This window comes from Streptomyces sp. NPDC002888 (assembly GCF_042888465.1).
Lineage (GTDB): Bacteria > Actinomycetota > Actinomycetes > Streptomycetales > Streptomycetaceae > Streptomyces.
On the sequence record NZ_JBIAPU010000006.1, the window covers coordinates 33,635 to 59,105 of the forward strand.

General features: G+C 70.7%; 26 protein-coding genes. 12 read left to right on the forward strand and 14 right to left on the reverse strand.

Going from position 1 to position 25,471, the window contains the following annotated elements; all coding sequences use genetic code 11:
* Nucleotides 1-121: 121 nt before the first annotated feature.
* From ACFYWX_RS11600 to ACFYWX_RS11610, 3 genes are read right to left on the reverse strand one after another with little or no spacing between them, the layout of a single operon-like run.
* A complete protein-coding gene (locus ACFYWX_RS11600; protein WP_389423784.1) occupies nucleotides 122-2,107 on the reverse strand; it encodes a hypothetical protein in 1,986 nt (661 codons plus the stop codon).
* Complete coding sequence (locus ACFYWX_RS11605) at nucleotides 2,104-2,997, reverse strand: ABC transporter ATP-binding protein (protein WP_389423785.1); 894 nt, start codon at nucleotides 2,995-2,997, stop codon at nucleotides 2,104-2,106. Before ACFYWX_RS11605 ends, ACFYWX_RS11600 begins: the two co-directional genes overlap by 4 nt.
* Nucleotides 2,994-3,404: a GntR family transcriptional regulator gene (locus tag ACFYWX_RS11610; RefSeq protein WP_389423786.1), complete on the reverse strand. Its 411-nt coding sequence runs from the start codon at nucleotides 3,402-3,404 to the stop codon at nucleotides 2,994-2,996. Before ACFYWX_RS11610 ends, ACFYWX_RS11605 begins: the two co-directional genes overlap by 4 nt.
* Nucleotides 3,405-3,525: 121 nt before the next feature.
* Here ACFYWX_RS11610 and ACFYWX_RS11615 point away from each other — a divergent pair, with 121 nt between their 5' ends.
* From ACFYWX_RS11615 to ACFYWX_RS11635, 5 genes are read left to right on the forward strand one after another with little or no spacing between them, the layout of a single operon-like run.
* Nucleotides 3,526-4,071 (forward strand): RNA polymerase sigma factor, encoded by a 546-nt coding sequence (locus tag ACFYWX_RS11615; RefSeq protein ID WP_389423787.1) that lies wholly within the window; start codon nucleotides 3,526-3,528, stop codon nucleotides 4,069-4,071.
* Nucleotides 4,068-4,904, forward strand: a complete 837-nt coding sequence (locus ACFYWX_RS11620; RefSeq protein ID WP_389423788.1) for a zf-HC2 domain-containing protein — start codon at nucleotides 4,068-4,070, stop codon at nucleotides 4,902-4,904. The genes ACFYWX_RS11615 and ACFYWX_RS11620 overlap by 4 nt, the downstream gene beginning before the upstream one ends.
* 43 nt (nucleotides 4,905-4,947) lie before the next feature.
* On the forward strand, nucleotides 4,948-5,829 hold the full coding sequence (locus ACFYWX_RS11625) for an ABC transporter ATP-binding protein (RefSeq protein ID WP_389423789.1): 882 nt from the start codon (nucleotides 4,948-4,950) through the stop codon (nucleotides 5,827-5,829).
* A complete protein-coding gene (locus tag ACFYWX_RS11630) occupies nucleotides 5,826-7,361 on the forward strand; it encodes an ABC transporter permease (RefSeq protein ID WP_389423790.1) in 1,536 nt (511 codons plus the stop codon). The genes ACFYWX_RS11625 and ACFYWX_RS11630 overlap by 4 nt, the downstream gene beginning before the upstream one ends.
* 13 nt (nucleotides 7,362-7,374) lie before the next feature.
* On the forward strand, nucleotides 7,375-8,055 hold the full coding sequence (locus ACFYWX_RS11635; protein ID WP_389423791.1) for an ABC transporter: 681 nt from the start codon (nucleotides 7,375-7,377) through the stop codon (nucleotides 8,053-8,055).
* A 26-nt stretch (nucleotides 8,056-8,081) separates the two neighbouring features.
* Here ACFYWX_RS11635 and mshD read toward each other — a convergent pair whose 3' ends face one another.
* The gene (mshD, locus tag ACFYWX_RS11640) at nucleotides 8,082-9,008 is read right to left on the reverse strand and encodes a mycothiol synthase (protein ID WP_389423792.1); all 927 of its coding nucleotides are present in this window, start codon (nucleotides 9,006-9,008) and stop codon (nucleotides 8,082-8,084) included.
* A 205-nt stretch (nucleotides 9,009-9,213) separates the two neighbouring features.
* Between mshD and ACFYWX_RS11645 the strand changes: the two genes are divergently transcribed.
* Nucleotides 9,214-11,031 (forward strand): bifunctional metallophosphatase/5'-nucleotidase, encoded by a 1,818-nt coding sequence (locus ACFYWX_RS11645; RefSeq protein WP_389423793.1) that lies wholly within the window; start codon nucleotides 9,214-9,216, stop codon nucleotides 11,029-11,031.
* Nucleotides 11,032-11,109: 78 nt separating this feature from the next.
* Entirely contained in the window at nucleotides 11,110-12,291 is a 1,182-nt protein-coding gene (locus ACFYWX_RS11650) for a DUF2993 domain-containing protein (RefSeq protein WP_389423794.1), read from the forward strand.
* Nucleotides 12,292-12,299: 8 nt separating this feature from the next.
* Here the strand turns inward: ACFYWX_RS11650 and ACFYWX_RS11655 are convergent, their stop codons facing one another.
* The 4 genes from ACFYWX_RS11655 to ACFYWX_RS11670 all read right to left on the reverse strand — a co-directional run bounded on the left by ACFYWX_RS11655 (nucleotide 12,300) and on the right by ACFYWX_RS11670 (nucleotide 16,527).
* Complete coding sequence (locus ACFYWX_RS11655) at nucleotides 12,300-13,028, reverse strand: PH domain-containing protein (protein WP_389423795.1); 729 nt, start codon at nucleotides 13,026-13,028, stop codon at nucleotides 12,300-12,302.
* Between the two features lie 151 nt (nucleotides 13,029-13,179).
* Nucleotides 13,180-15,252, reverse strand: a complete 2,073-nt coding sequence (locus tag ACFYWX_RS11660; protein WP_389423796.1) for a pectinesterase family protein — start codon at nucleotides 15,250-15,252, stop codon at nucleotides 13,180-13,182.
* Between the two features lie 75 nt (nucleotides 15,253-15,327).
* The gene (locus tag ACFYWX_RS11665; RefSeq protein ID WP_389423797.1) at nucleotides 15,328-16,263 is read right to left on the reverse strand and encodes an aminoglycoside phosphotransferase family protein; all 936 of its coding nucleotides are present in this window, start codon (nucleotides 16,261-16,263) and stop codon (nucleotides 15,328-15,330) included.
* A 9-nt stretch (nucleotides 16,264-16,272) separates the two neighbouring features.
* A complete protein-coding gene (locus tag ACFYWX_RS11670; RefSeq protein WP_389423798.1) occupies nucleotides 16,273-16,527 on the reverse strand; it encodes a hypothetical protein in 255 nt (84 codons plus the stop codon).
* 190 nt (nucleotides 16,528-16,717) lie between these two features.
* Between ACFYWX_RS11670 and ACFYWX_RS11675 the strand changes: the two genes are divergently transcribed.
* The 4 genes from ACFYWX_RS11675 (at nucleotide 16,718) to ACFYWX_RS11690 (ending at nucleotide 18,563) form a co-directional block, all read left to right on the forward strand.
* Nucleotides 16,718-17,542, forward strand: a complete 825-nt coding sequence (locus ACFYWX_RS11675) for a helix-turn-helix domain-containing protein (protein WP_389423799.1) — start codon at nucleotides 16,718-16,720, stop codon at nucleotides 17,540-17,542.
* Nucleotides 17,539-17,760, forward strand: coding sequence for a DUF397 domain-containing protein (locus tag ACFYWX_RS11680; RefSeq protein WP_389423800.1), 222 nt, complete (start codon nucleotides 17,539-17,541; stop codon nucleotides 17,758-17,760). Before ACFYWX_RS11675 ends, ACFYWX_RS11680 begins: the two co-directional genes overlap by 4 nt.
* A gap of 135 nt (nucleotides 17,761-17,895) precedes the next feature.
* Nucleotides 17,896-18,243: a DUF6247 family protein gene (locus ACFYWX_RS11685; RefSeq protein ID WP_389423801.1), complete on the forward strand. Its 348-nt coding sequence runs from the start codon at nucleotides 17,896-17,898 to the stop codon at nucleotides 18,241-18,243.
* Entirely contained in the window at nucleotides 18,240-18,563 is a 324-nt protein-coding gene (locus tag ACFYWX_RS11690) for a hypothetical protein (protein ID WP_389423802.1), read from the forward strand. The genes ACFYWX_RS11685 and ACFYWX_RS11690 overlap by 4 nt, the downstream gene beginning before the upstream one ends.
* Nucleotides 18,564-18,581: 18 nt before the next feature.
* Here the strand turns inward: ACFYWX_RS11690 and ACFYWX_RS11695 are convergent, their stop codons facing one another.
* From ACFYWX_RS11695 to ACFYWX_RS11720, 6 genes are all read right to left on the reverse strand, one after another.
* Nucleotides 18,582-20,045 carry a sensor histidine kinase gene (locus ACFYWX_RS11695; protein ID WP_389423803.1) on the reverse strand — a complete coding sequence of 488 codons (1,464 nt, stop codon included), beginning with the start codon at nucleotides 20,043-20,045 and terminating at the stop codon, nucleotides 18,582-18,584.
* Nucleotides 20,046-20,053: 8 nt separating this feature from the next.
* Complete coding sequence (locus ACFYWX_RS11700) at nucleotides 20,054-20,788, reverse strand: response regulator transcription factor (protein ID WP_389423804.1); 735 nt, start codon at nucleotides 20,786-20,788, stop codon at nucleotides 20,054-20,056.
* A gap of 94 nt (nucleotides 20,789-20,882) precedes the next feature.
* The gene (locus tag ACFYWX_RS11705) at nucleotides 20,883-21,068 is read right to left on the reverse strand and encodes a hypothetical protein (protein WP_389423805.1); all 186 of its coding nucleotides are present in this window, start codon (nucleotides 21,066-21,068) and stop codon (nucleotides 20,883-20,885) included.
* A 29-nt stretch (nucleotides 21,069-21,097) separates the two neighbouring features.
* Complete coding sequence (locus tag ACFYWX_RS11710; RefSeq protein ID WP_389423806.1) at nucleotides 21,098-22,177, reverse strand: S1C family serine protease; 1,080 nt, start codon at nucleotides 22,175-22,177, stop codon at nucleotides 21,098-21,100.
* Nucleotides 22,178-22,363: 186 nt separating this feature from the next.
* Complete coding sequence (locus ACFYWX_RS11715) at nucleotides 22,364-23,167, reverse strand: SDR family NAD(P)-dependent oxidoreductase (protein WP_389423807.1); 804 nt, start codon at nucleotides 23,165-23,167, stop codon at nucleotides 22,364-22,366.
* Nucleotides 23,168-23,288: 121 nt separating this feature from the next.
* Nucleotides 23,289-24,683 carry a pyridoxal phosphate-dependent decarboxylase family protein gene (locus ACFYWX_RS11720; protein ID WP_389423808.1) on the reverse strand — a complete coding sequence of 465 codons (1,395 nt, stop codon included), beginning with the start codon at nucleotides 24,681-24,683 and terminating at the stop codon, nucleotides 23,289-23,291.
* 210 nt (nucleotides 24,684-24,893) lie between these two features.
* Here ACFYWX_RS11720 and ACFYWX_RS11725 point away from each other — a divergent pair, with 210 nt between their 5' ends.
* The gene (locus ACFYWX_RS11725; protein ID WP_389423809.1) at nucleotides 24,894-25,382 is read left to right on the forward strand and encodes an Lrp/AsnC family transcriptional regulator; all 489 of its coding nucleotides are present in this window, start codon (nucleotides 24,894-24,896) and stop codon (nucleotides 25,380-25,382) included.
* The last annotated feature ends 89 nt before the right edge of the window (nucleotides 25,383-25,471 follow it).

A 25,471-nucleotide genomic window follows, 5' to 3' on the forward strand; every position in this document is an offset into this window, starting at 1 on the left:
TCCGGGAGTGCTTCCCGGGGTTGCCTTCCGGGGGAGGCCCCCGGGGGAGGCCTTCTGGGGGAGGGCGCGTACGTCCCTCCCCCCTGCGGAGGGACGTACGCGGATCCGGTCGCTCCTGGGGTCAGGCCGTGCGGCGGCGCAGGAGGGCGAAGGCGGCGAAGGTGGCCGCGGTGGCGACGGCGAGGACGATGCCGGTCTCCACGAGGTGCAGGGGCCAGAAATGGGACGCGGGGTGGAAGGTGGCGTAGTAACCGTCGGCGTTGTGCCCTTCCTTCACCTGCCACACGTTGTTCGGCAGCACGATCCGCTGCGCCGAGGTGCGGGTGACCGTCGGCCAGAAGGCGTCGCGGAGGTGCTCCAGGACGAGGTTGAGCAGCCACATCACGGCGAACGACACGCCCAGGGCGGGCAGCGTGCGGCGCAGTGCGAGCGCGGTGAGCGTGCCGACCGCGAGGGCGCACAGGGAGTACGCCACCGTCGCCGGGCCGCGTGCCACGAACACGTCGGCGAAGGCCCAGCCGTCGCCCGTCATCCAGTCGGGGTTGGCCTCCCAGCCCCAGCGGAACGCCGCCACCAGGACCGTGCCCCCGAGCGTGAGCACCACCGCCGGCACGGCGAGCTTGGCGGCCAGCCAGCGGGTCGGGGTCACGCCCTGCGTCCAGGCCAGCTGCGCGGTGCCGTTCTCCAGCTCGCGGCCGATCAGCGCGCCCCCGGCGAAGGTGGCGACGGCGAGGAAGCTGTAACAGACGAGCCAGCCGGCGTAGCCGATCCCCTCGCTGTACTGGTAGGCGGCGTACGGGACGCTGCACATGTCGTGGACCGGGTCGCAGTTCTCCACGTCGATGGCCCGCACGGAGGCCGCGGTGACCTCCGTGACCCACTTCAGCCAGCCGATCACGGCCACCACGAACGCGCCCCAGAAGAGCAGGGCCGCTCGGTGCAGCCGTAGGACCGTGCGGGGCAGTCCCCCGATGACGGCGGAGTTCACGCGGGACACCTCCGTGCGGGATCGAGCCGTGCCGGAGACGAGCCCTGTGCCGGCCCGGGCGGTTCCGGTGCCGCGCCGCAGCACCAGGAACGCCGCCGCGACGAGCAGACCGGTCATGGCCAGGACCAGCGCGGTGGTGGTGAGCTGGAGCGGCCAGTAGTGGGAGGCGGGGTGGTACGTGGTGTAGAAGCCGGTCGCGTCGAGCCGCTCGTACACCTCCGTGCAGCCCCTGAACTGGGAGGGTCCGCAGCCGGGGTCCGCGATGTGCGCGCCGCTGGAGGTGACGAGGCCCGAGTCGACCTCGAGGCCTCCGCCCGGGTAGCCCGCGCCAAGAGAGTTCACGTCGGTGTCGGCGGGCCACAGGTACGGCATGGCCGACTGGGCGAGGCCCCAGAGGGCGGCCGTGGACAGGACGCCGAGGACGAGCGCGGGCAGCGTGCGGCGCAGCAACAGGCCCGCGAGGGCGCCGGCGGCCAGCCCGCACAGGGCGAACGCGACCGTGGTGGGGCCGTTGGCGTGGAAGGTCCAGGTGTCGTGCCAGTTGTCCGCGGTGTCGATACGGCCCCGGCTCGCCGACCAGGCCAGGCGGTGCAGCACGGACAGCAGGCTCGCGCCCACGCTGACCGCCGCGGCGGGCACGGCCAGCTTGGCGGTCAGCCAGCGTGCCGGGGAGACGGCCTGGGCCCAGGTGAGCTGTGCGGTGCCGTTCTCCATGTCCCGGCCGACGAGGGAGCCGCCCGCCCATGCGGCCAGGAGGAAGGGGAGCGCGGTGAGGGCGAGGGTGGAGTAGCCGTAGACGTCCTTGTACAGCAGGATCGCGTCCTGGTCGTAGGAGCAGGTCGGCGACTCGATGGAGCACGCGTTGTACTGCCGCCAGCCCCTCGCCGCGGCGTCGGCGAGGGACCCCCACAGCGTGAGGGAGGCGGCGGCGAGTACGGTCACCAGCCCGGCCCAGACGTACAGGGCGGGGCGGTGCAGGCGCAGGAGCCAGCGGGCGAGGCGCGGGCGGGGCGGAACGGCCGCGGCCACGGCCGCCGATGTGGCCGTTGCGACCGGGGTGGCTGGAGTGGTCGGGGTGGCTGGAGTGGTCGGGGTGGTCGGGGTGGTCGGGGTGGTCACGCGACGGTCTCCTCGGTCCGCTCCGGGACGGGCGTCAGGCCGGGAGCCTCGGGGTTGCGCAGATAGGCGAGGACGAGCTCTTCCAGGGTGGGCGTGCTGGTGCGCCAGTCGCCGGCCGACGGGCCCGCCGGGCGGATCAGCGCGCTGAGCTGGCGGCCGGTGGTGCGGGACTCGACGACGGTGTGCGGGGCCAGGTCGGTCTGCGCGGGTGCGGACACGCGCGCGTGGGCGGCCAGCAGGCCGTCGATCTCGCCCCCCAGCCGGACCCGGCCGCCGCCGATCAGCAGCAGGTGGTCGCAGGAGTCCTCGAGTTCGGCCACCACGTGCGACGACATCACGATCGTGGTGCCGTGCTGGGCGGCCTGCGCCATCAGCGTGCCCATCAGTTCGTGCCGGGCCAGCGGGTCGAGGTCGGCCATCGGCTCGTCCAGGAGCAGCAGTTCGGGGTGTTTGCCGAGGGCCAGGGCGAGCGCCACGCGCGTGCGTTGTCCGCCGGAGAGCGAGCGGATGCGGGCGTTCGGGGCGAGTTCGCCGGCGGTGACGATCCGGTCGGCGCCGGCCGCGTCCCAGCGCCCGGGGTTGAGGTCGGCGCCCATGCGCAGTGTCTCGGCGACGGTGAGCTGCGGGTACAGCGGCTTGTCCTGGGCGACGAAGCCCACGCGTGCGCGGGCCGCCGCCGGGGTCGTGCCGAGGACGGTGACCGTGCCCTCGGTGGGGGCCAGCAGACCCGCGGCCAGGGCGAGAAGCGTGGACTTGCCCGCTCCGTTGGGGCCGACGACGGCACAGACCCGCCCGGTGGGCAGACGGAAGGTGCAGTCGTGCAGCGCCTGGTGCCCACGGCGGCCGAAGCGCTTGCCGAGTGCGGTCGCCTCTATGGCCGTGTCGGTCATGACGGGTCCCCCTGGGAGTGCATTTCGGGAACGGTGAAGCGTTCGTCGAGTACGGCAGTGAAGAGCGCGGCCACGTCGTCCCGGTCCAGCCCGGCCTCGCGGGCCCTGTCGGCCCAGGCGTGCAACTCCGCCCGCAGGGGGGAGTCCTCGGCCGCCACGGCGCCGAGCGAACGCTGTACGAAGGTGCCGAGCCCCCGCCGTGCTTCGACCAACCCCTCGCGTTCCAGCTCGCGGTAGGCCTTCAGCACGGTGTTCGGGTTGATGGCGGTGGCCTCGACGACCTCGCGGGCCGTGGGCAGCTTGTCGCCGGGCTCGAGCAGGCCCAGGCGCAGGGCCTGCTTGGTCTGCTGGACGATCTGGACGTAGGTGGCCACGCCACTGTGCCGGTCGATGCGGTACTCGACCATCCGGACAACCACCCTTTCACTAATTGAGTAGTGAAAGGGTGGTGGAAGGGGTGGAGGCATGTCAAGAAAAACTCTTCGCGGATCCGTGAACCGATCGGCGGGGCTCGTGCGATGAGGGGTTGTGAGCGCAACAACGAGAAGTGACGGGGAGCTGCTGCGGTCCATCGCGGCGGACGGGGACCGTCACGCCTTCGAGGAGCTGTACCGGCGGTACGCGCCGTGGCTGACCGCACGCATGCGCAGCCGCTGCTCGGACGCCGGGGTGGTCGACGACGTCGTCCAGGAGACGTTCCTCGCGGTGTGGCGTGGCACCGCCCGCTACCGCGAAGAAGGGGACGTGGCCGGGTGGCTGTGGCGCATCGGCTCGCGGCGCCTGATCGACGCCCTGCGCGGCGACGGGGCGCGCGGCCGGCTGCGGCAGGCCCTGGCGCGGTTGCGCCACCGCGACGAGGCGTCCGCGGAGGAACGCGTGCTCGCGGGGGTGGAGCACGGGGACCTCGCGGGCGCCCTCATAAGGCTCTCGCCGGAGTTGCGGGCCGTCCTCCAGGCAACCGTCATCGACGGACTCACCACCCGGGAGGCAGCCGTCCTGCTCGGCATTCCCCCCGGCACGGTCAAGACGCGGGCCCAGCGTGCCCGCAAGCAACTGCGGGAGGCGCTGGCATGACATGGCATGTGGATGAAGAGGACCTGCGCGCCTACGCCCAGGGCGAGTTGGCGGCCCCGATGCTCTGGTCGGCCGACACGCACCTCACGGCGTGCGCCGAGTGCCGGGCCCGGCTCGTGTCGGTCGGCGACCCCGTTGCCCTGGACGCCGGCTGGGAGCGGCTCGACGCCGAGCTGGACGCGCCGCGGCCCGGACCGCTGGAGGGACTGCTGGTGCGGTTCGGCGTGGCCGGCCACATCGCGCGGCTGCTGACCGCGACTCCGGTGCTGCGCCGGTCCTGGCTGCTCGCGGTGGCGTTCGTGCTCGGCATCACTGTGCTGGCTGTGTACTCGATCGACGAACCCGCCCTCTTCCTCGCGCTCGCCCCGCTGCTGCCGCTCGCGGGAGTGGCGCTGTCGTACGGCCCCGGGCTCGACCCGACCTACGAGATCACCGTCGTCGCCCCGCTGCACGGGTTCCGGCTGCTGATGATCCGCACGGTCGCCGTGCTGACCGTCGGCCTCGTGCTGAACGGCCTGGCGACCCTCGCCCTGCCGGAGTACGGGCTGCTGGCCCTGGCCTGGCTGCTGCCCGCCCTCGCCCTCACCGCGACGGGCCTGGCGCTGATGCCCCGGCTGGGGCCGGTCATCGCGCCCACCCTGGTCGGCGGGGCGTGGCTGACGCTGCTGGTGCTGGCGAAGCAGCACACCCACGGCACGCTCGTGCCCTTCACGACGGCCGGGCAGTCCGCCGCGGCAGCGCTCGCGGTCCTCGCCGCCCTGCTGCTCTTCCAGGCCCGCGACCGCTTCGACGCCCGCCCCACCGGCGGCTTCGCGGACGGAGGCGCCGCGTGACCACGCCCCCCGTCCCCGCCCACCGCACTTTCAGGAGCCCCGCATGACCACCGGACCCCTCACCGGTCCCACCACCGTCTCGGCCACCGGCCTGACCCTCCGCTACGGCGGCACGCGCGCCCTCGACGAGGTCTCGCTGGAGCTGACCCGAGGCGTCACCGGGCTCCTCGGCCCCAACGGCGCCGGCAAGACCAGCCTGTTGCGGGTGCTCGCCACAGCCGTACCGCCGAACAGCGGAGCGTTCACGGTCCTGGGCCACGACCCGAGCACGACGAAGGGCCGCCTGGCCGCCCGCCGCACCCTCGGCTATCTGCCGCAGACCCCCGGATTCCACCCGGACTTCACAGCCTTCGCCTTCGTCGACTACGTGGCGATCCTCAAGGAACTGACGGACCGGGCGGCCCGCCACCGCGAGGTGCGGCGTGTGCTGGAGGCTGTCGACCTCGGGGACGTGCGCGGCAAGCGCATCAAGGGGCTCTCCGGTGGAATGCGGCAGCGCGTGGCCCTGGCCGCCTCCCTCGTCGGCGACCCGGAGTTCCTCGTGCTCGACGAGCCGACCGTCGGCCTGGACCCGGAACAGCGCATGCGCTTCCGCGAGCTGGTCGCCCAGGCGGGCGAGGGCCGCACGGTACTGCTCTCCACCCACCAGACGGAGGACGTGGCGATGCTCTGCCACCGCGTCGTCGTCCTGACCAACGGCCGTGTCCGCTTCGACGGCACCCCGGCCCAACTGACCGCCCGCGCGGCCGGCCGGGTCTGGGCCAGCACCCGACGCGATCCGGGCGCGCTGGCCGGCTGGCGCACCGGCACCGGCACCTTCCGCAACATCGGCGACCCGCCCACCGGCGCCGACCTGCTCGAACCCACCCTGGAGGACGGCTACCTGCTCGCTCTGGACGGCGAGAGCACGGAGGTGACGGCGTGAGCACCACGATCACCCGCCCCGCGCCCACGGTCACCGAGCCCGCACCCGAACCCCGCCGCACGGCGGCCGTCCTCGACCTGGCCCGCTTCGAAGCCCGTGAGCTCCTGCTCCAGGTCCCGATCCTGGTCGTCTTCGGCCTCTACGTCGTCTACGCAGGCGCTCGGCTGGTGACCCAGTCGGGTGGGTCGGACGACTATCCGATCCTCAACCAGGTCGACCGCGCCACCCAGGCCGCGCCCCTCTTCCCGGCCCTCGCCCTGCTCATCTGCGTCAACTCGGCCGCGCTGCGCTCCCGCAAGCACCACACCGCGCAGCAGTTCGAGGCCCACCCGATGGAGCCGTGGCGGCGCACGCTCGCCCATGTGCTGTCGGCGGTGCCGTACGCGGCGCTCATCGGCTTTGTCGTGGCCGTCGAGTACTTCCGGGAGGCACTGAAGCCGGGCGCGATCGGTCACGGCTCGTTCGGCGAGCTGGCCGTGGGCCCGCTGGTCGTCCTGTTCGCCGGGGTCCTCGGCGTGCTGCTGGCCCGCCTGCTGCCGTCGACGTTCGTCCCGATGCTGTTCGCCATCGTCGGCTACCTGGGCATCGTGCTGGCTTCCGCGGCCGAGGCGGGCGGCCACAGCATCGGCTGGTTGTCGCCGGTCATCTTCCAGGACAGCAGCGGCGACCCGGTCCCGGCCGACCTGCTGGGCCGTCCGGCCGGCTGGCACGCGCTGTATCTGGCGGGCCTGTGCGGGCTGCTGGCCTGTGTGACGGTCATGGTCTCCGGCGGCCGGGCCCGTGTCATCAAGACGGCGACCGCGATCGCCGTCGCGGTGACGGCGGTGGGCGCGATCGGTCAGATTCCCGACTCGTCGGCCCTGAAGAAGGCGCGCGAGACGGCGTCCACGGCACCGGAGAAGGTCCAGTCGTGCGCCACGTACGCCGGTTCGACGTACTGCTCGTTCCCCGAGTGGAACGGTGTGAGGGGGGAGTGGGCAGAGGTGGCCGCCCGCGTCCGGGCGGCGGCCGGAGACGCGGCCCAGGACACCCGGCTGACGGTGCGCCAGCGCATCGACACCAGCGGCGGTGTGGAGGTCGACGGCTACATCACCCCGTCCCGCACCCCGGGCCAGGTCACGGCCGGTACCCGCTGGGGTGGCAATCGCGTCCCCGAGTTCGCCGTCGCGGTCGCCTCGGTCCTGGTCGCGGGCACGGAGGACGAGGCCGGGAGCATGTGCGACGGCCGCACGGTCACCCTCATGTGGCTGGCCGTGGGCACGGACCCCACCCCGCTGACCAGCTTCCGCAACGTTCGCCTCGACGACAGCACCAGCGGCTCGGCAGTGATCCTGGCCCCCACGGAACCGCTGACGATGACCGCCCAACAGACCTCGGTCTTCCGCAAGTTGCTCGACCGGCCGCGTGCCGAGGTGGAGTCCCGGGTCAAGGCTCACTGGGCGGAACTGACGTCACCGAAGACGACGACGGCCCAGGCGGCGAAGCTGCTCGGGGTCGAGGTGCCGAAGGGGGCGGACAACTGTGACGAGTGAGACGGGAGACCGTATGGGACTGACGGACGGGGGAGCACCGGTGTTCCGCGTACTGCTGCGGGTTCTTGTGCCCCCGGTGTGCCGGGCCCTGCCCTGGCGGGCGCTCGCGGTGGCAGGCGGGCTCGGCCTGCTGCTCGCCGGGAGCACCAGACTGCCGGACCGGACGCCGAGCCCCGAGACCGGCCTCGCCGTGCTGCGGATCGTGGCCCTGGCCGGTGTGCTCGGCCTGGCCTTCCTCCTCGACGATCCCGCACGACACACCACCACGGGCGTTCCGGTGCGCCGCCCGGTCCGGGCGGGCCTGCGCCTGGCCCTCGTCGCGCCGCTCGCGGCCCTGTGGTGGACGGCGGCCCTGTTCCTCATACCGGCGGGATCCCGCCCGCCCGCCGCCTTCCTCACCCTGGAGGCCCTGGGCCTGGCCGCCTGCGCCCTCGCCCTGCCGGCCATCGCCATCCGTTTCACGAGGGAGGCGGAACCCGGGCGCGGCACGGCCTTCTGGCTGGGGATCGCGACACTCGCCGTCGGCCTCGTCCCGGACAGGTGGGGCCTCTTCTTGGCCGAGGGCACGCCGCAGTGGGGGCCGGCGCACGTGCGGTGGGCTGTGCTGCTGGGGGTGGCGGCGGCGATGTGGGCGATGTCCCTACCGGAACCCTTGAGGCGCCGGTCCATACGTCTCAGCCCGTCGGGCGTCTGAGGCCGAGGCCGTTCAGCCCCCTGACCTCACGTCTCCGTCCGGTACATCAGATCCACCTCGTGCGTCACGAACCCCAGCCGCTCGTACACCGACACGGCCGCCTTGTTGTCCGCGTCGACGTACAGCATCGCCGTCGGCAGCCCCTGCGCCGCGAGGTGCCGCAGGCCGATCGTGGTGAGGGACTTGCCGAGGCCGCCGCCCTGGGTGCCGGGAGCGACGCCGAGGACGTAGACCTCGCCGAGCTGTTGCTCGGCGTGGACCTTGGTCCAGTGGAAGCCGACGAGCCGGTCCCCGCGGAAGGCGAGGAAGAAGCCGGCCGGGTCGAACCAGGGCTCGGCCTTGCGGTCGTCGAGGTCGCGCTGGGTGAGGGAGCCCTGTTCCGGGTGGTGGGCGAACGCGGCGGCGTTGACGGCGAGCCAGGCCGCGTCGTCTTCGCCGGGGACGAAGGCGCGGACGGTCACGCCCTCGGGGAGGACCGGCTCGGGCAGGTCGAGGTCGGCCAACGGCCGCCGCATCTGACGCAGTTCCCGGAACAGGGTGAGCCCGAGGACCTGGGCGAGATGGCGGGCGGCGGAATGGCCGCCGTGGGCCCACACCCGCAGCCGCTTGCCGGTGGCGGCGAGGAGGGCGGCGCCGAGCGCCCGGCCGTGCCCGTGACCGCGGTGGGCGGGGTGCACGACGAGCTCGGCGGCCGGTGCCTCGACCGGGTCGGTGTCCTCGAGTTGCGCGTAGCCGACGAGTTGGTCGCCGACGCTCAGCAGCAGATGAGAGACGCCCTCGCGTTCGCGGCCGCGCAGCTGGAGCCGCCCCTGCTCGGACACCGCCTGCTGGCCGTCGTTGCGGGCGGCGTCGGTGATCAGGGCGAGGACGGCCTCGGTCTGGTCCGGGGAGAGCGCGGAGTAGGTCTCGATGGAGCGGGAGCCGTAGGGCCGTACGGTGTCGTCGCTGGTCATGCGTATGAGGGTAAAGGGAGGGCCCGGCAAAGTGGCGGCACGGGGGAAGGCAAGGGGGAAGGCAATGAAGGAGGCAAGGGGGAAGGCAAAGAACCGGGCAAAGGGAAACCAGGATGTAACCAGGAACCCCCTGTCGCGCTACGCGCGTTGACCCTAGGCTGCGCCGGACGGGGCCAACCACCTCAAGCAAGCCACAGGGGGGCGTATGCCAGCCACGACCCAGCAGCACCCGACCCGCAGACGCCGTACGTACCGGATCCTCGCGGCCGGTGCCGCGCTGACCACAGCGGGTGCGCTCGCCGCCGCGCTGCCCGCGACCGCCTCGGCCGGCGAGAGCCACAAGCCGGGCGGCCACGGTCACCTGCCGGGCCGTTACCAGGACGTACAACTGCTGTCCTTCAACGACCTGCACGGCAACCTGGAGCCGCCGTCCGGTTCGTCCGGCCGGGTCACCGAACTCCAGGCGGACGGCACGACGAAGACGATCGACGCGGGTGGCGTGGAGTACCTGGCGACGCACCTGCGCGAGGCGCGCAAGGGCAACGCGTACTCCGTCACCGCCGCCGGCGGCGACATGGTGGGCGCGTCCCCGCTGATCTCGGGTCTGTTCCACGACGAGCCGACCATCGAGGCGCTGAACAAGCTGGACCTGGACGTCACGTCCGTGGGCAACCACGAGTTCGACGAGGGCCCCAAGGAGCTGGCGCGGCTGCAGAACGGCGGCTGTCACCCGACGGCCGGCTGCTACACGGACAAGAAGTTCGCGGGCGCCGACTTCCCCTACCTCGCGGCGAACGTGCTGAACGAGAAGACCGGCAAGCCGATCCTCAAGCCCTACTGGGTGTGGAAGAAGAACGGCGTCAAGATCGGCTTCATCGGCGTGACGCTGGAGGACACCCCGGGCGTCGTCTCCGCCGAGGGCGTCAAGGGCCTCAAGTTCAAGGACGAGGTCGAGACGATCAACAAGTACGCCAAGGTGCTGGAGCGCCAGGGCGTGAAGTCGGTCGTGGCCCTGATCCACGAGGGCGGGCTCCCGGCGTCGACGTCGTACAACTACAACTGTGACTCGTCGGGCGCAGGGGATGGCATCTCCGGCCCGATCGTCGACATCGCCAAGAACATCACCCCGAAGGTCGACGCCCTCGTCACCGGTCACACGCACGCCGCGTACGCGTGCACCATCAACGACCCGTCGGGCAGGCCGCGCACGGTCACCTCGGCCGCGTCCTTCGGCCGCCTCTACACGGACACCACGCTGACGTACGACCGTTGGACGGGTGACATCGCCCGTACGGCGGTGAAGTCGGCGAACCACGTGGTCACCCGGACCGTCGCCAAGGCGCCGGACATGACCGAGCTGATCAGCAAGTGGAACACCCTGGCGGCCCCCATAGGCAACCGCGCCATCGGCTACGTCTCCGCCGACGTCCCCAACACGGGCACCGAGTCCCCGATGGGCGACCTGATCGCGGACGCGCAGCTCTGGTACGGCAAGGAGCTCGACGCGGAGACGGACCTCGCGCTGATGAACCCGGGCGGTGTCCGGGCGGGCCTCACCTACGCGGCCAAGGGCTCCGAGGGCGACGGGGTGGTGACGTACGCCGAGGGCTTCACCGTGCAGCCGTTCTCCAACACCGTGAACCTGCAGAGCTTCACCGGCGCCCAGCTGATCCAGGTGCTCAAGGAGCAGGTGAGCGGCTCGAACGCGGCCTCACCGAAGATCCTCCAGCCGTCCGCCAACCTGACGTACACGCTGGACCTGACGAAGACCGGCGCGGACCGGGTCGTCACGGACTCCATCAAGGTGAACGGCACGGCCGTCGACCCGGCCGCCACGTACCGCGTCGCGACGAACAGCTTCCTCGCGGGCGGTGGCGACGGCTTCACCACGCTGGGCCAGGGCACGAACGACCTTGTCGGCGCCGACGACCTGACCGCTCTGGAGCAGTACCTGACGGCCAACTCCTCGGCCACCGCGCCGATCACGCCGCCGGCGACGAACCGGATCACGGTCGTTCAGTAGGCCGCCGGATCGTGACCTCAGTCGCATACTCGCGGTTGAGGTTGCGGGTGGGGGGCATGCGCATGATCGGATGGATCGATGCGTTCCCCCCACCACATACCAACGCATCCCTACCCGAACTCCTACGAGGAGCCTGAGCCGGGGCCCGAGCCGGGGCCCGAGCTCTATGCCTACGAGGAGCCTGAACCCTCGGCCCCGCCGAAGCCCCGCCGCAGTCGTCGGCGTCGTCGGCGGGGCCGCTTCGCAGGCCTGCCGTTCGCACTGAAGTCGCTCGTCGCACTGGCGGTACTCGCCGCCTTCCTCACCCTGGCCGACCGCTGGGCCCTTCTCTACGCCGAGCACAGGGCGGCGGACACCCTCAAGGACCGCTTGCACCTCACCGCGGCACCCGAGGTGGAGATCGGCGGCTTCCCCTTCGTGCCCCAACTCGTCGACGGGCGCCTGGACTCGGTGAAGGTGACCGTCCCGGACGTGGCGGCGGACCGGGTCACGCTCGCCGCGGTGTCGGCGACGGCCCACGACGTACGGCTCGAAGGCGACGGGCCGACCTCGGTGCGCGGTGCCCGCTTTCCCGAGCTGCACGGCGACGTCCTGCTCTCCTTCGCCGACATGAACCGCGAACTCGGCGCGTCCCAGCTGACGTTCACCGGCGCGGGCCGCGACCGCGTCGCGGCGCGTGGCACCCTGCCGGTCGCCGGGCACGATCTGCGGTTGCGGGCCGATGTCCGTGTACAGCCGAACGGCGACCGGGGCATCGCCACGCAGATCGGCGGAATGCGCCTGGACATAGGGGACCTGGCGACGTACCGGCCCGGTACCCGCGCCTCGGAGGGCCTGCACCTGACGCCGAAGTCGGCCGCCGACCTCGCCCGCGAGACCCGCAAGGTGCGGGCGCTGCTGGCGGTTCCGTCCGTCGTACAGCGCATGGGCGTACCCAAGGCGACCGTCCGCGAGGCACTGGAGAACGACGACCGGCTCGCCGAGCTGACGGGCTCCAAGCGCTTCGTCCATCAGGCCATGCGGGTCAACCTCCTGGACCTCGCCCTGGCCCACCCCGAGATCCTCGACCGCCTGGGCTTCGACCCGGCCCTCCTCGACGCCCTGTCCAGCCTCACCCGCCCGGTCCTCGCCGACCGGCTCTCCCTCGCCTTCCAACTGCCGAAGCCGCCCCAGGGCGAGCTGCGGCTGCGCGACGTACGGGTCGAGAGGGAGGGCATCAGGGTGCGGCTGGCGGGCCGGGGCCTGGCGGTCGGCCAGTAAAGCTGAGGCTAGGGCTCCCGCAGATGCCGCGGGACCTGTGACTCCCAGCGCCAGTGCAGCAGTGCGGCGAGGAGGGTGAAGGAGGCCGCCGGGACGCAGACGAGGAGGAGGACGGGGCGGAGGGTGGTGCCGGAGAGGGCCTCGGTGAACAGCACCAACAGCATGACCAGCAGCACCACCACCGCACCGGTCACTGCCCGCTGCCATGCCTTGTGGTGTGCCGCGCGTCGACGGATCCGTTGCTCCACCTCGGGCCGCCGCTCCCAGGCCGCCCCGCGCCGCAGGGCGGCGGCCTCGCGCAGGGCGCCGACCTCCGTGCGGAGGCCGTAGAGGCCCGGCAACTGCCAGTCGTCGAGGAAGGGGAGACGGGTGCGGCGGCCGTCGTCGCGGTACAGGTAGGCGAACCAGCGGGGCCCGTCGGTGCGCTGGGCCGGGCCGGGCTCGATGCGGAGGTCGTAGACGTCGGGCCAGGCGAATCGGCGTGCCCGCAGGGGGCCGTACGCGGTGATGCCGTCGGGGCCGGCGACCGTGCGGCCCCGCCAGTGCAGCAGCGCGGCCCACCCCAGGATTGTCAGCGCCAGCGCTATCGGGGCCGCCCTGACCCGCCACGGCATGACGTGGTGGTCACGGGTCAGCTGGAACAGGGCATTCCCGAGACACATCACGATGAAGCCGAACCGGCGGCCCGAGGTCCGTCTGCGCCGGCCGTACTCCCGTCTGAAACCGACCTCGCCCACCCGTACCTCCCCAGACGCGCAGATCCAGACGCAGATCCAGACGCGGATCCAGACGCGGATCCGGACGCGCGGATCCGGACGCGCCGATCCGGACGATGCGCGACTGGGGAGATGCTAGGCGCCCCAGGTGAGAGCGAGGGTAAAGGTGGCGTCAGGATGCCGACGGCGTCCAGTCGCCCAGCCAGTCCGCGACCTCCTGATTGGCGGCCTGGGCGTCGGTGAGGAGGGGGCGGTCCGAGGAGGCGCTGCCCGAACCCGCGCCGGTGTTCTTGTACTCGGCGAAGCGGTCGTCCTTCCAGGAGTAGCCGCTCATGTCGGTCCAGGGGGTCGTCTTGATCGCGGCGCTGAGGGTGGTGTTGCGGACGGTGGTCTGCGGGTCGAGGCTCGCGTCACCGCCGGCGTGCCAGGGGCGGCCGAGGTGGAAGCTGCGGTCGGACACGTCGCCGTTCACCGTGGAGTTGGCGATCAGGATGCCCTTGCGGTTCGCGGCGGTGCTGGGGGCGGTGACGTAGCCGGCCGAGGTGCCGTTCCAGCGCTTCTTCAGGGTGATGACGGACTTGTCGATCACGGCGGTAGCGCGGCCGAAGATGAAGTCGACGTTGCCGATGACGTAGGAGTTCGTCATGTAGACGCGGCCCAGCTTGTCCTTGGACGCGGTGTCCACGAGCAGGGTGTCCTGGTCGCCGCTGACGATGACACCGTCGAGGAAGATCTTGTCGGCGCCGGTGCGCAGGGCGACCGCCTGGTTGGCGATGTCCTGGTGCGCGGCCTCGTCGAAGTCGTTGGAGATCGTCAGGTTGCGGGCCTGGAAGTCGTCCGCGTCGACGGCGACGGTGGCGCTGCCGCCGGTGCCGTACGTACCCCCGCCGGGCTTGGGGGTGCCCGACGCGTTGTTGTAGACGATCGTCGTGTCCTTGCGGCTGCCGCCGGTGCCCTGGATGGTGACGTGCGGCTTGTTGGACGGGACCTTGACCAGCTCGCGGTACGTGCCCGGCTTGACGGCGATCACCACGCGGGAGGGGTTGTTCGCCGGTACGGCGTTCACGGCGGCCTGGACGGAGGTGTACTGCCCGCTGCCGTCCTTGGCGACGGTGAGGGTGGTGGCCGCGGCGGCCTTCGTCGTGGCCGTCGAAGTCGTACCGATGGAAGTACGCGGGCCCACGCCCGACTTGAGGAGCGCCGGTACGTCGGCCGCCTTGTCCAGCGTGTACGCGTAGTACTTCTTCGGGTCCCAGGCCGCGCCCGAACCGCCGCTCTCGTTACGGCCGCTCGTGCCGGAGAAGACGTTGCCGCGCTGGACGACGGTGGCCGTGGCGTCCCGCGTCACCGGGTTCTTCAGACCCTGGAAGTAGGAGTTCTCCAGGACCATGTTCGTCTTGCCGCGCGAGTAGTTGCCGTACGAGGCGGTGATGGAGGTGCCCGCCTCGTCCTCCAGGTAGTTGTTGTAGAGGTGCGCGTGCGCGACGTTGTCCGTGGAGGGGTTGCGCTGCTCGGTCTCGCGGATCCAGTTGTGGTGGATCGTCATGTCCGCGGTGACGTTGTCGGTCCAGCCGATGCCGAACGCCTTGTTCTCCTGGCTCAGCTTGTTCCAGGACACCGTCAGATACGTCGTGTCCTTGCGGCTGTCGATGAGCCCGTCGGCCATGTGCCGCAGGTCGTTGTGGTCGATCCACACGTGGTGCGCGCCGTCCATCTGGATGGCGTCGAAGTCGTGCTCCTTGTCGTTCCACACGCCCTGGTACGCGTCCCGGATGGTGAGGTTCCGGATGATCACGTTGTGGACGCCCTGGCCGAGGAAGAAGCCGCCGCCCACGATGTGCCCAGAGGTGCCCGCGCCGACGATGGTCTTGTCCGACTGGACCTTGATCTCTTTCCCGACCGGGTTCATGTTGATGGTCGCGGCGACGACGATGACGTACGGCTCGGGCGCCGTCGCGTACTTCTCCAGGTCGGCGAGCGTCTTCACGGTGACGGTCTTGCCGTCCCGGCCGCCGTAAGTGCCGTTCTGGCCCAGCGCGTTGACGGAGGCGAAGCCGTCCGCGGAGGCGGTGGCCCAGGCGGGAGCGGCGGCGGTGGCCGCGGAGGCATGCCGGGCGTCCGCGCCGAACATGCCGAGGTCCGTGCCGTAGGCCAGGGTGCCGGCGGCGATCAGGGCCAGCGGGACGCCCGCCACCACGGCGGTACCGCGCCTGCGGTGACGGGCCTTGCTGCGGGTCTCACTCATGCGGGTTCCGTTCCATGCGGGGGGATGGCCGCTGTGCAGTCGCCGCCCCGCACGGAAAGGTTGCCGCGAACCCATTCACTCGCAGGTGAGCAACTCGGACAACTGGTCCGCGAGTTGGGTGAGCCAGTCCAGTCGCGGCCCGCCGCGGACGATGCGGAATCCATGCCGACGGCCGTGGAACGCGGTGGTGACGGCGTGGAACTGGGCCCAGCGGCGTACGCGTTCACGATCGAGTTCGGCGGCTTCGGCGAAGAGGTCGAGGATGCGGTGGATGGCCTTGGGGAGATCCACGTCTGGCGCTGCGAGGAGCGCGGGGAGGCGCGACTTGAGCAGGGTGCCGCCGTCGTAGGCGGGGTCTCCCACGTGCCCCTTGGGGTCGACGGCCAGCCAGGGCTCACGGTCGGCACGGAGGATGTTCCGGGCGTGGAGGTCGCCGTGTATGAGGGTGTCGGGCTGGTCGCGGCCCAGTTCACGGACGGTCGCGAGGGCGGCGTCGAGGGCGCGGCGGGACATGCTGTGCGGGAGTTCGGCGGCGTCGCGGCGGATCTCCTCCTCCCAGGTGTCGGCCTGGGCGCGGAGTCGGGGCAGGTGGGGCGGCGCGAGTATGGCCAGTCGCCGGGCGAGCTGTCCGGCGACGGTGACGATCTCGTCGCCGTCCTCGATCTCGGAGAGGGTCGATGTTTGGGCCCTCTCCAAGAGCATGGCGAAGTGTTCGTCCGCGCGGTCGTGGAGGAGTACGGCGCCTTGACCACGCCATGCGGTGAAGGCGTCGGGCTCGTGGACGTTGCCGGGGTGCGGGAAGGACACCTTGAGTACGGCGGCCGCCCCGCCCGGCCGTCTTACGGGGACGATGACGCCGACACCGCCGTGCAGGGTGACGCCGTCGGGTACGCAGGCCCAGCGGTCGAGCAACGTGCTGACGATGCCAGGTAGTTCGGCGAGCCAGGCCGCACCGGCGTCCCCTTCACGCTCGACGGTGCTCGTGGCGAAGGCCTCCGGTACGTCGATCATTCGGGCACTTTACGCTCCGCGGCTGGTCGCGATGCGGAGTACGTCCCCCAGGGATTCGACAGCCCTGGTGAGCGCGAAACGTACGGCCCGCTCGCCGGCCCTGGGATCGGCGAGCACGGCTCTGGCTCCATCGAGGACCTGTTCGCCGGAGGCGAGTTGGGCTGCCTCGATGTCGTCGGCGAGCCGGGAGAGCCTGCTGTCGTGACGGTCGGTGCTGAGGTAGCAGGGCCTGCCGTCGGGCGTGGTCCAGGGGAGGAGCCTCATACGCGGGCCTCCTGTCGGCGGCGGGCGGGCAGTAGGGCTCGTAGGACGGACAGCAGCAGTGACATGCGCCTCTCCTTGGTGCGGCTGACGAGCGGTGATTACCGTTCGTGGCTCGATCGTCACTGCTTGCGCGTACGCTGCGGAAGGGGGTCGGCGTTGTCTGCGGCCCCAGGCAACGGGGAGGGGTGACGTGGGCGAAGTGGTTGACGCGGAAGGGGAGCCGGGGCGAGCCGTGCTGGGTCGGACGCTCCGGTATTTGCGGGAGAAGGCGGAGAAGTCACTGGGGCAGCTGGCCGAGGAGACGGGGTACGACAAGAGCTACCTGTACCGGCTGGAGGCAGGCGAACGGCTCTCCAAGGTGACCGTCATGGAGGACCTGGACGGGTACTACGGGTCAGGTGACCTGCTGGTCAGCCACTGGAAGGCAGCACGGCTCGACGCGTTCAAGGACCAGTACAAGCGGTTCATGAGGTTGGAGGCGACGGCTCGGGTCATGCGGGTCTTCACGCCGGCGGTACCGGGCCTCCTGCAGACAGAGGATTTCGCCCGGGAGGTGTTGTCTGGGGCCCAGACAACGGCTGACGTCGACGAACTGGTCGAGGAGCAAGTGGCGGCACGGTTGGGTCGCCAGTACCTGCTGCGGCGGAAGCCGGAGCCCAACGTCCGGATCATCGTGGACGAGGTTGCGCTCCGACGACCTGCTGCCCGCGCCGAGACCTGGCATGACCAGCTGCTTCATCTTGAGTCCGCCGCGATGTGGCCCAATGTCGTACTCCAAGTACTGCCCTTCTCCGCGGGGGCTCACCACCACATGACGGGATCGCTGACGCTGCTTTGGCAGGAAGATGGAAGTGCCGTTGCTTACAAGGAAGGCAACGGTTGCAGTCAGCTGGACGAGGATCCGGACGAGGTTCTGCGGCGACGACTGTCCTACGATCGGCTCCGCGACCTGGCGCTGTCCCCGTCGGACTCGCTGGCGTTCCTAAGGGGCGTACTGGAGGAGCACAGATCATGACGCACTCTCCCGACCTCAGCACCGCCAGGTGGCGCAAGTCGAGTTACAGCGAAGGGGGAGCCAACGACTGTGTGGAGGTCGCCGACGGCTACCCCGGCATAGTCCCCGTCCGCGACAGCAAGACCCTGGCGGCCCGTCCGCTGCTCTTCTCGGCTGCCTCCTGGTCCGTGTTCGTGGACGGGGTCAAGGGGGAGATGGGGCTGCACACCTTCGGGTGACGTCTCTCGGAGTTACTGATTTTCGATGCTTCGCCACGAACAAGCTGATCTTGTGCCCAGGACACGGAAGACGGATCCAAGAAGTGCGAGGCGGCTATGGTCGTAGACACGGCGCGTCGAAGGAGGGCATCGACTATGACTACTCACGCTGCGGAAACCCACCCGGTCATCCCTCCCATGCCCGAGCGGACGCCGAAGGCGCTGCGCGAGGCCATTGCCCAACATGCCCCTCAGCTCCTTCCCGATTTTGATGAACACTGGAAGTGGGCGATCGCCGATGCATATGACCTTGGTCCCGTGCCCGCATTCATGGCCCGGTGGTGGTGCGAGTACGCGATCGCCCGTGATCCGAAACTCGACGCTCACGTGACCGAGCTCCAGCACCGTGCTGCAGAGGCAACCGACATCGCCGAGGCCAAGGCTCTGATCGACCAGGTGGCGAAGATTCGCTATGGCACGCGGAAGCTGGAGCCCGGCGAGTGACCGACGAGTTCATGGGTCCGCCATGGCAGATGGACTGGCGGCTCGATGCCCTCGTCAGCCGTGACGCGTTGCCGGAGCATATGCGGAAAGCGGTTGACGAGGCTCGCGCCGAGCTAGTCACTGCGAAGGACCCGTATTTCCGGGGGATCGACGCCGATAACGCTCTCCCCGTAACCATGCGCGTCGAGCCTGTGCGGTCCGGCGATCCGAAGGGGCCGCGCATTCTGTATTTCGACAGTGGCAACGGCTGGCTGGTCTACACCTTCGTTCGGCGCTCCGAGGATCCGCAGATTCTGGTGTATGAGGTCTTCTGGCAGTGACAGAGACCGGCTGAGCGATTACGGCACCTCCGGTGGCGGCACCGGCGCCCCCGGCAGCCGCACCGTAACCACCGTGCCGCCCCCCTCCGCGCGGGCCAGTGACACCTCGCCGCCCCCCTGCTGCACCGTCCGCGCCACGATCGACAGGCCCAGCCCCGAGCCCGGCAACGCCCGCGCACTCGGTGAGCGCCAGAAGCGGTCGAAGACGTGGGGGAGTTCGTCGGCGGGGATGCCGGGACCGTGGTCGCGGACCGTCAGGACGCCCTCGCTCAGGTGCACCTCGATCGTGCCGGCCTCCGGGCTGAACTTCACCGCGTTGTCGAGGATGTTGACGATCGCACGCTCCAAGGCGGCCGGTTCGGCCCGTACGTACCAGGGGTCCAGCGATGCCGTGATCGTCAGTTCCGGGCCCCGCAGGCGGGCTCGGCGCAGGGCCGCCTCCACCGTGTCCTCGAACGAGACCACCTGGACGCGTTCGCCCCGCTGACCCTCCGAGCGCGACAACTCCTGCAGGTCACCTATCAGCGACGCCAACTCCGTCATCTGCGCCTTCACCGACGCCATCAGCGCCTTGCGGTCCGCCTCGGGGATGGGGCGGCCCGTCTCCTCGCTGCGGGTGAGCAGTTCGATGTTCGTGCGCAACGAGGTCAGGGGTGTACGGAGTTCATGACCGGCGTCCGCGATCAGTTGCTGCTGCAGCTCTCGCGAGCTCGCCAGCGCCGACGTCATCGAGTTGAAGGAGTGCGACAGGCGCGCCACCTCGTCCTCGCTGTCCTCGTCCACGGGGATGCGGATGCTCAGGTCCTCCGTGCGGGCGACGTGCTCCACCGCCTCCGTGAGCTTGTCGACCGGGCGCAGGCCCGCACGGGCCACCGCCAGGCCCGCCGCACCCGCGCCGATGACTCCGATGCCGGAGACGAGGAGCAGGATCAGGGCCAGTTCGTTGAGGGTGGACTGGGTGCTCTTGAGGGGGACCGCGACCTGGAGAGCGGCCTGCGTGAACAGCTGGGGCTCGCTGCCCGGGCCCTGACTGACGTACAGCGGGGTGGTCAGCACCCGCACCGCGTTGCCGTCCGCGTCCGTGCCGTTGCGGGTGACCTCCTCCTTCCTGCTGGTCACGTCCCTGACGAGGTCCTTGTCGGAGCCGGTGACCTTGACCGTGCCCTCGGAGTTCGACGAGACGCACGCCTTGCCGTCCGCCGTCACGAGCTGGAGGTAGGTCGAGTCCCGCACCCGAAAGTCCCGGCGGGTGTCCACCGGTGCGTCGGGGCAGTCGGTGAGGGTGCTGGCGACAGCGGAGTACAGCTGCGGCCCTGCCGCCTGTTGCAGATCCTCGTCGAGCTGGTCGTACAGCTTGCCCTGCACGAGGAACCAGCACGTCACCGAAACCGCCGCCACCGCGAACGCCACCGCCGCCGCCACCAGCAGCGCCAGCCGAGACCGGATCGGCAACGAGCGGAACCGGCGTACCACCTTGTTCACCCCGGAACTCACTCAGCGCCGCCCTGTCGCAGCACGTACCCCACACCCCGAACCGTGTGCACCAGTCGCGGCTCGCCGCCCGCCTCCGTCTTGCGGCGCAGGTACATGACGTACACGTCGAGGGAGTTGGACGACGGCTCGAAGTCGAAGCCCCAGACCGCCTTCAGGATCTGCTCGCGGGTGAGGACCTGGCGCGGGTGCGCCATGAACATCTCCAGGAGCGTGAACTCCGTGCGCGTGAGCTCCACCGGGCGCCCGGCCCGCGTCACCTCGCGCGTCGCCAGGTCCATGCGCAGGTCGGCGAAGGTGAGGGCCTCGTCCTCCTGGGCGGAGTCCGCGACAGCCGCCGCGTAGGAGCTGCGGCGCAGCAGCGCGCGGACGCGGGCGAAGAGCTCGTCGAGTTCGAAGGGCTTGACCAGGTAGTCGTCGGCGCCCGCATCGAGCCCGGTGACGCGGTCGCCGACCGTGTCGCGGGCGGTCAGCATGAGGATCGGAGTCGTGTCGCCGGCGCCGCGGATACGGCGGGCGGCGGTCAGGCCGTCCATGCGGGGCATCTGGATGTCGAGGACGACCAGGTCGGGGCGGTAGGCCGTCGCCTTCTCCAGGGCGTCGGCGCCGTCGACCGCGACCTCCGTGTCGTAGCCCTCGAAGGCGAGGCTGCGCTGGAGTGCTTCGCGCACCGCCGGCTCGTCGTCGACGATCAGGATGCGCTGGGGGTCACGGTCGCCTTCGGCGGGGCTCATGGGCTCGGGATCCTCGGGTGCGGTGGGACGACAGGGGCGGGCTGAACGCCTTCAGCCTCGCATGTTTCCCTGCTGGAGAGTGTGGGAGAAGGGCTCAGCCGCGGGCCGTCGTACGGCGGCGGCTGCGGGCGGTGGCGCGGCGGCCCGCGCTGGTCCGCGCGACGACCGCCACCTCCGGCGCCCGGCTCACCGGCGCGTGCAGTGCGTACGCCACGCCGAGGGCCAGGCCGAGGTCGGCCGCGCCGACGCCGGTCACCGTGTGCGAAACCTGCTTGATCATGACGTACTCCCTACGGTCGCGGGGCCGGCTCAGTTGTCGGAACCGCCGGCCCGCAGGCCGGCCAGGTCGGACTTGACGGTGTTGATCGGGATGGCGAAGCCGAGGCCGACGCTGCCCGCGTCGGACGAGGAGGACGAAGCGGACGAGTACATCGCGGAGTTGATGCCGATGACGTTGCCGTTCATGTCGATCAGCGCGCCGCCGGAGTTGCCCGGGTTCAAGGACGCGTCCGTCTGGAGCGCCTTGTACGTCGTCGTCGACGAACCGGTGTCGCCGTTGAACTGCTGACCGCCGAACTCGAACGGCCAACCCCCGCCGCCCTGCCCCTGCTGTTGCTGCTGCTGGCCCTCGTCCGTGGAGACGGTCACGTCCCGGTTCAGGGCGGAGACGATGCCGCTGGTGACGGTGCCGGTCAGGCCCTCGGGCGAGCCGATCGCCACGACCGTGTCGCCGACGCTCACGGCGGAGGAGTCGCCGAGGCCGGCCGTCTTCAGACCGGAGGCGTTCTCCAGCTTGATCAGCGCCAGGTCCTTCTTGCTGTCCGTTCCGACGACGTTCGCGGTGTACGACTTGCCGTCACTGGTCTTCACCTTGACCGACGAGGCGCCGGAGACGACGTGGTTGTTGGTGATGATCTCGCCGTCGCTGGTGATGATGACGCCGGATCCGGTGGACTCACCGGAGTTCGAGGTCGCGTTGATCTCGACGATGCTCGGGCTGACCGCGGCCGCGACCGCCGCGATGTCGCCCTTCTTGCCGGCGGGCACCACGCTGGTGGCGGTGCTGCTCGAAGTGACCTGGTCCTTGCCGGTCAGCTCCTGGATGCCGTACGCCGTGCCGCCGCCGATCGCCGCGGCGACGATCGCCACGGCGGCGAGCAGGGCGACCGGGCCCCGGTTGCGCTTCCTCTTCGGCGCGGCGTGCGGTGCCGCATGCGCTGCGGGTGCATCCGCCTGCGACACCGTCGGCTCGTACGCCGGCGGGGGCGGCCACTCCGGATTCACGGGGGAAGAGACGTGCTGCTGCTGGGGGTACGCGCCCTCGTAGGCGTGACCCTGGGGGTTCGCGGGGTTCTCGTACTCGCCGCTGCGGCGGATGCTCTCGGTCATGGAGAAGAGCGTCGCGCGCGACCATGAGAGCTTCCTGAGTCCTGGCTGAGAAGCCCGGCAGAACCTCGTATGCCCGATATAAGGCCCTGGAGTCCTAGCTCAGACACAAGCCGCGAGGTCGGCCAGCCGGATCACCTCAATCGCACCGGGCTGTGTGTTCGTGTCCATGGCCAGGAATCTGGGGACTCACTGCTGGGCGGGGTTCTGGTATCGCGGGGCGAGTGTGCTGGTGGACGAGGAGCGGAGCCCGAATTCCGCCGCGGCGATGCGATCCACCGCCTCGCCGTCGACCAGTCCGGGCACGCACACGACCTCGCCGGTTTCCAAGGCCCTCAGCGAAGCGGTCACCACGTCCTCGACGGGCATGCCTCCGTCGTCGTGTACTCGCGCTACATCACCGGCTACCGGATCCTGGCCCTGGGCGAGATGGAACTCGGTTGCCGTCAGCCCGGGGCACAGCACCTGGACACGAACCGGCGCACCGTCCAACTCTGCGGCGAGGGTTCGGCTGAAGGTGACTACGTACCCCTTGGTCCCTCCATAGACCGCCCGCACCGGCAGAGGGTCCGGCGGAAGCGAACCGGCGAAGGCGAGGGTGGAAGCCACATTCACCACGGCGCCGCGGCCGCGTGCCAGCATGCCCGGCACGGCTGCACGAGCGAGCCGGGTGAGCGCCACCACGTTCACGGCCATCACCTTCTCCAGCAGTGCTGTATCGGTCTCGGCGAAGGGGCCGTAGCCGTTGATGCCCGCGTTGTTCACCAGCAGCTCGACGTCGTCCTCGGCGGTTCGCCGGGCAACCCGGTCCAGGTCACCGGCATCGCCCAGATCCGCGACGACGGTTTCCACTCGTACGTCGTGCAGCCCGGTCAGCTCCGCGGCAAGTGCGCGGAGACGCTCTGCGCGACGCGCCACCAGCACCAGATCGTGACCATCCGCAGCGAGCCGACGTGCGTAGGCCGCACCGATGCCCGAGGAGGCACCGGTCACGATGGCTGTTCCCCTGGCGGGAAGGGATTCGGGATGGACAGTCATGAAGTCCTCCTTGTATTCGTGATTCGACAGTGGCGTCCCTCAGGTGGACACCACCCGGGTCCAGGGCCGTCGCTGGCTACGCGGCGGGGATGTTCCTGGATTCGGCAGTGATGATCTCCAGCGCCTCGGTGATGCGGTCCTGGTGGGTGCGGTGGGAGACCACGCAGACGCGCAGGGTGTAGCGGCTGTCGACAACCGTGCTGGAGAGCACGATGCGCCGGTGGCCGTTGATCCGCTCCAGCAGACGGCGGCTTGCCTCGTCGGCCCGCTCGGCGGCGGCCCGGCTGCCGTCGGCGGGGCGGACGCGGAAGATCACGGTGGACAGGTCCGGGCGCTGCAGGACCTCCAGCTCGGGGACGCCGGACAGCGTGTCGTGGACGTGTTCGGCCAGGTCGAGCTTCTCGTCCAGAGCCTCGCGGAAGGCGTCCACCCCGTGCAGGTGCAGGGGAAGCCAGGCCCGCAGGCCGCGGATCTCATGAGTCAGCTCGGGCCCGAGGTGACCGGAGTCCGGGACGCTTCCCGCCGCCCCCATGTCCTGGAGGTAGCTGCCGGTGCCCTCGTGCGCGGCGTGCAGGGCGGCGATGTCGCGGACGACCAGGGCACCGGTGCCGAACGGCATGAACAGGGTCTTGTGCGGGTCCAAGGTGACCGAGTCGGCCTCCTCGATCCCGGCGAGGCGTTCCGCGCCGCGTGCGGTGAGCCGGAAGAAGCCTCCGTAAGCCGCGTCGATGTGGAACCACACGTCCTCGCTGCGGGCCAGGTCGGCCAACTGCGGCAGCGGGTCGACGGTGCCGGTGTCGGTGGTGCCTGCGGTGGCCACCAGCAGGAACGGCCGCAGCCCGGCGTCCCGGTCGGCGCGGATCATCGCGGCGGCGGCCTCCGGGTCCATCCGCAGGTCCGGGGTGTGCGGCACGGTACGTATGTGAGCCGCGCGGATGCCGGCGAGGCGGGCGGCCTTGGCGACGGAGTGGTGGGCGAAGGCGGTGGTGTAGACGGTACCGCCGACGAGATCCTCGCCGAGCCTGTCGTGGCGGGCGGCGACCGTCGCGGAGAAGGTGGCCATCGAGCCGCCGCTGGTCAGCAGGCCGCCGCTGCCCTCCGGGAGGCCGCACACCTCGCGGGCCATCCAGCGGATCACGCTCTCCTCCAGCGCGGCGAGGGCCGGGGCGACCGAGGCCAGGCCGCCGTAGCGGTTGACGGCACGGTTGTAGAACTCGGCGAGCGCGGCCGAGTACAGACCGCTGCCCGGGATGTACGCCAGGTGTCCCGGCCCGGCCGTCTCCAGAGCGCAGTCGGCGGCCTCGTCCAGCCGCGCGAGCAGAGCCTTCAGGTCGCCGCCCCGGTCGGGTGGCGGCGCCAGGAAGGACTCCACAAGCTCGGCCTCGGCCCGCGGCGACAGGGGGCTGCTCGCTGGGCGGGCCGCGAGCTTTTCGGTGCGGCCGACGACACGGTCCAGGACAAGACGTCCCATTTCGGTCATTGCGGCGCGGTCGGGTTCCAGGGGGGAGTAGTGCATGCGGCAGTCCGATGTGCGTGAGAGGGGTGCGAAGGCGCAGTCCGGCGTGCCGGCCGGAGCGTGACCAGGATGCATCTCCGAGCCCGGCACACGATGGCGTAAGCAGTGCCCAGACGGCCCTGTGGCGCAGGATTGTTCGTCGATGTGGCCGTTACGCTGCATTTCATGCCACGACCCTTGTACGACCGCATCGACCGGGCGATCCTGGACCACCTCCAGCGCCACGGACGCACCCCCAACGTCGACCTCGCCGAGGCCGTACGCCTGTCACCGTCGTCCTGCCTGCGCCGCACCAAGGCGCTGGAGGAGGACGGGGTCCTGGCCGGCTACCGGGCCGATCTGGACCGCGAGCGCCTCGGCCTCGGGCTGACGGTGTTCCTCTTCCTCAAGGTCGAGCACTCCCGCACCACCTCCCAGGTGGTCGAAGAGGCGCTGAAGGCGATCGAGCATGTGGTCGCCTGCCACGTGGTCTCCGGCGACGCTGACTTCTTCGTCGAACTCGCCGTGCCGGACCTGCGCACCTTCGAAAAGGTGCTCACCGACCAGATCCTGGCCATCGGTCCCGTTCGCGACGCCCGCAGCACCTTCTGCATCCGCACCGTCATCGACCGCGGCCCGCTCCCCCTCACCTCCTGGCCCGCCCCGCGTGCATGACCGGACGACACGGCTTCATCCGCTTGAGGAACACCGCGATGCCCGGCCCGAAGGTGAAGCAGTAAGCCGAGCGCCGCAGCGGCCAACTG

Bases quoted from the DNA above. Each gene is read 5' to 3' on its own strand.
- ACFYWX_RS11605 (WP_389423785.1), bottom strand. From the start codon at position 2,997: ATGACCGACACGGCCATAGAGGCGACCGCACTCGGCAAGCGCTTCGGC.
- ACFYWX_RS11610 (WP_389423786.1), bottom strand. From the start codon at position 3,404: ATGGTCGAGTACCGCATCGACCGGCACAGTGGCGTGGCCACCTACGTC.
- ACFYWX_RS11620 (WP_389423788.1), top strand. From the start codon at position 4,068: ATGACATGGCATGTGGATGAAGAGGACCTGCGCGCCTACGCCCAGGGC.
- ACFYWX_RS11625 (WP_389423789.1), top strand. From the start codon at position 4,948: ATGACCACCGGACCCCTCACCGGTCCCACCACCGTCTCGGCCACCGGC.
- ACFYWX_RS11635 (WP_389423791.1), top strand. From the start codon at position 7,375: ATGGGACTGACGGACGGGGGAGCACCGGTGTTCCGCGTACTGCTGCGG.
- mshD (WP_389423792.1), bottom strand. From the start codon at position 9,008: ATGACCAGCGACGACACCGTACGGCCCTACGGCTCCCGCTCCATCGAG.
- ACFYWX_RS11645 (WP_389423793.1), top strand. From the start codon at position 9,214: ATGCCAGCCACGACCCAGCAGCACCCGACCCGCAGACGCCGTACGTAC.
- ACFYWX_RS11650 (WP_389423794.1), top strand. From the start codon at position 11,110: ATGCGTTCCCCCCACCACATACCAACGCATCCCTACCCGAACTCCTAC.
- ACFYWX_RS11660 (WP_389423796.1), bottom strand. From the start codon at position 15,252: ATGAGTGAGACCCGCAGCAAGGCCCGTCACCGCAGGCGCGGTACCGCC.
- ACFYWX_RS11665 (WP_389423797.1), bottom strand. From the start codon at position 16,263: ATGATCGACGTACCGGAGGCCTTCGCCACGAGCACCGTCGAGCGTGAA.
- ACFYWX_RS11670 (WP_389423798.1), bottom strand. From the start codon at position 16,527: ATGAGGCTCCTCCCCTGGACCACGCCCGACGGCAGGCCCTGCTACCTC.
- ACFYWX_RS11680 (WP_389423800.1), top strand. From the start codon at position 17,539: ATGACGCACTCTCCCGACCTCAGCACCGCCAGGTGGCGCAAGTCGAGT.
- ACFYWX_RS11685 (WP_389423801.1), top strand. From the start codon at position 17,896: ATGACTACTCACGCTGCGGAAACCCACCCGGTCATCCCTCCCATGCCC.
- ACFYWX_RS11700 (WP_389423804.1), bottom strand. From the start codon at position 20,788: ATGAGCCCCGCCGAAGGCGACCGTGACCCCCAGCGCATCCTGATCGTC.
- ACFYWX_RS11705 (WP_389423805.1), bottom strand. From the start codon at position 21,068: ATGATCAAGCAGGTTTCGCACACGGTGACCGGCGTCGGCGCGGCCGAC.
- ACFYWX_RS11710 (WP_389423806.1), bottom strand. From the start codon at position 22,177: ATGACCGAGAGCATCCGCCGCAGCGGCGAGTACGAGAACCCCGCGAAC.
- ACFYWX_RS11720 (WP_389423808.1), bottom strand. From the start codon at position 24,683: ATGGGACGTCTTGTCCTGGACCGTGTCGTCGGCCGCACCGAAAAGCTC.
- ACFYWX_RS11725 (WP_389423809.1), top strand. From the start codon at position 24,894: ATGCCACGACCCTTGTACGACCGCATCGACCGGGCGATCCTGGACCAC.